The following is a 2,643-nucleotide window of genomic DNA, read 5'->3' as shown; positions in this document are numbered from 1 at the left end:
TGTGGCCGGGCTCCGGCTTCGTGGTTCGGGGGCGGCGATAGAGCGCTTCTATCCCCATCCGCCGCATCAGCGTTTTGACATGCCGGCGGCCGATCTTGCACCCCTCGGCAGCCAGCAGGCCTCTCAACATCCGCGAACCGGCGAAAGGAAAGGCGGGCATAAAATCTCAAACGCCTATCAGCAGACTCGATCTAACCGAGGACAACCTCTTGAGGCTCCACAGCTAGATCGCGCCCTTGGCCCGAAATGGGACGCTCACATGCCATGAATGGCTCGCCGACGCGCGGCGAGCACGCGCGCACCTTCCCCGCAGCCGCACCCGCGGCACTATCCCCACAGGGCCCACAACTCCGCAGCTTCGTTCAATCCGGCTTTTATGAGGTCGTACGCACGACAGAGCGCGCGGCTCGCGCCTGCCATGCGACTTCACAGAACTCTCAAGGGTCCCCTCCGCTGCGAACCATGATTCTGTTGCGCATTGGACGGGACGATCGGCCGAAGAAGCATAAGGCGACGGGATCGAACGACCTGTTCCGGCGGCGCGGCTGGATCACATCATCAACATGAAGCACGAGCTGGTTCTGCTCGCCCGCGAGGTGGGGACTGGATCGAGGGCGAGATCGCGCCGCTCTACAGCGACAACGGCCGGCCCGGTATCGAGACCCCCTTCGCGATCGGGCTGCTGCTGCTCAAGTACTTCTACGGGCCGTCCAATGAGGGAGTGTGCGAGCGCTGGGTCCATGATCCGTATTTCCAGTTCTTCACCGGAAGAGTTCTTCCAGCATGCTTTTCCGCAGGAGCGCTCGGACCTGAGCCATTGCCGCAACTAAGCGGCTCGGCGGCAAGCCGAAACTGCTGCTGGCCGAGAGCCTGCGGGTGGCGCACGGGGCCGGCGCGCTGCGCAGCCATCAGCTTACGCCAAGCTGCTGCATGCGGCGATCCTGGGGCTTAACCGCCTGGCGAGACGGCACGGCGTCAGGCTGCGGCAATCCTATGCGCGCGTGGCCAAGGCCGCGGCTGACCAGCCCCTGAGAATTTCCTCCATTTGGAGTTTAAAGTCCGACCTGACGAAGGACGGACAGATGAAGCGGAAAAGGTTCACGGAAGAGATGGGGTATTCGGTCCCCATCGTTGTGTTTCGGCATGGAATAAGGGCTCTGACTCCGTATGTGGAACGGCCCGGGCTGCAAGATCTTTCTCTGGTTGAACAAGGGATGACGGTGCGGTCATATGTTCGGCCTGTGAAGCGGCGCCTGGCCGCTGGCCACGATGATATCCGCGGAAGCAATCGCCCAATCAATTTCTCGCGCTCGAAGCGCAGTGAGTCAGGCGGTCTGATTGCTACCGGGAATGACGTCATTCGGGGTTCATCCAGATTTGCACCTTGCCTCCTCGGCAGCTTTCTTCTTCCGCCGGAGAGCTCTTAAGATTAGGATTTCAGCATTGCGGCCGGCGCCTGATAGATGCCGCCTCTGACCAGCAAGGCCCAGATCGTGCGCGCAATCTTATTGGCGAGCGCCACCGATACGACCTTGACCGGCCGTCTTTGCAGCATGGTCCGAATCCAGAGTGGGACTTTCAAGCCTCGTTTAGCAAGCTTGATGATAGAGGTCGCACCAACGATCAAGAGCGTCCGTAGTTGCCGATTTCCACGCTTTGATATCGCGCCGAGCCTTTCTTTTCCGCCGCTCGACTGTGCCCTCGGTGTGAGCCCCGTCCAAGCCGCAAAATCTCGTGCAGTCGCAAAATTGCGAGCATCCAAAACCGATGTCCGAACGGTAGCGGCGATGAGAGGACCGACACCCGGAATGCTCATCAGACGCCTTGCATCGGGGTCCTTTCTGACGGCAACCAAAATCTCTCTGTCGAGCTTCTCTATGCGGGTTGTAAGCAGCTCAATCTGTTCAGCGAATAGGATCAGGGCAAAGCGGGCGGCGCCGGGGATCCTATTGTCTTTTTCGTCCCGGAGAAGCACCAGGAGTTTTGCGATGCTTGCCATGCCTGTGCCGGCGATAATGCCCAATTCGGCCATATGAGCACGTAGGGCATTTGCAGTCTGGCTGCGCTGCCTCATCAGCAGCTCTCGCGTTCGCAAAATCATGCTGGCCGCTTGTTGTTCGGCAGTTTTCACCGGTACGAACCGCATTGTCGGGCGGGTGACCGCCTCACAAATGGCTTCAGCATCCGTCACGTCGGTCTTGTTTGGTTTGACGTAAGGCTTCACGTAGGCTGGCGGCATCATGCGGACAGCGTGGCCCAGCGCCGCTATCTCGCGTGCCCAGTGATGGGCACTCGCACAGGCCTCCATACCTACCAAGCAACCTGGAAGGCTCCGAAAGAAGGGCAGAACCTGCGATCGCCGCAATGTGCGACGAACCAAGACTTTCCCGTTTTCGGCGATGCCGTGAACTTGAAAGATCGACTTGGCCAAATCCAAACCCACCGTGATAATCTTCTCCATGGAACGGTCCTTCCTTTGTGGCGCCTCTCTACGCGACCACGTTAGGCACCTTTGATGCCGGTTCGAAGGGCCGTTCCACACCATCACTTTTGATGAAGTTCAGGCGCCGGCTCGCGTTGGTTTCACAAGGGAATCAACATGATGCAGCGAGCCCTGCGACCGTCGGCCCTGATCCCTCCTGG

Annotated in this window: 1 protein-coding gene and 2 pseudogenes; 1 reads left to right on the top strand and 2 read right to left on the bottom strand. The window is 59.6% G+C overall.

Annotated features, from left to right (window positions below; all coding sequences use genetic code 11):
* Window positions 1–151: pseudogene (locus tag IVB27_RS37165) on the bottom strand (IS3 family transposase); the annotation flags it as partial.
* Between the two features lie 311 nt (window positions 152–462).
* On the opposite strand from IVB27_RS37165, the pseudogene IVB27_RS37160 reads away from it, so the two are divergent.
* Window positions 463–1,019: pseudogene (locus IVB27_RS37160) on the top strand (transposase); the annotation flags it as partial.
* A 410-nt stretch (window positions 1,020–1,429) separates the two neighbouring features.
* Here IVB27_RS37160 and IVB27_RS37155 read toward each other — a convergent pair.
* A complete protein-coding gene (locus IVB27_RS37155) occupies window positions 1,430–2,461 on the bottom strand; it encodes an IS110 family RNA-guided transposase (RefSeq protein ID WP_247447589.1) in 1,032 nt (343 codons plus the stop codon).
* Window positions 2,462–2,643 lie beyond the last annotated feature (182 nt).

The sequence above is a fragment of the Bradyrhizobium sp. 197 genome (genome assembly GCF_023073375.1).
Classification (GTDB): Bacteria; Pseudomonadota; Alphaproteobacteria; order Rhizobiales; family Xanthobacteraceae; genus Bradyrhizobium.
Note: the sequence above shows the minus strand (reverse complement) of the source record. Positions and strands in the feature narration are given on the sequence as shown.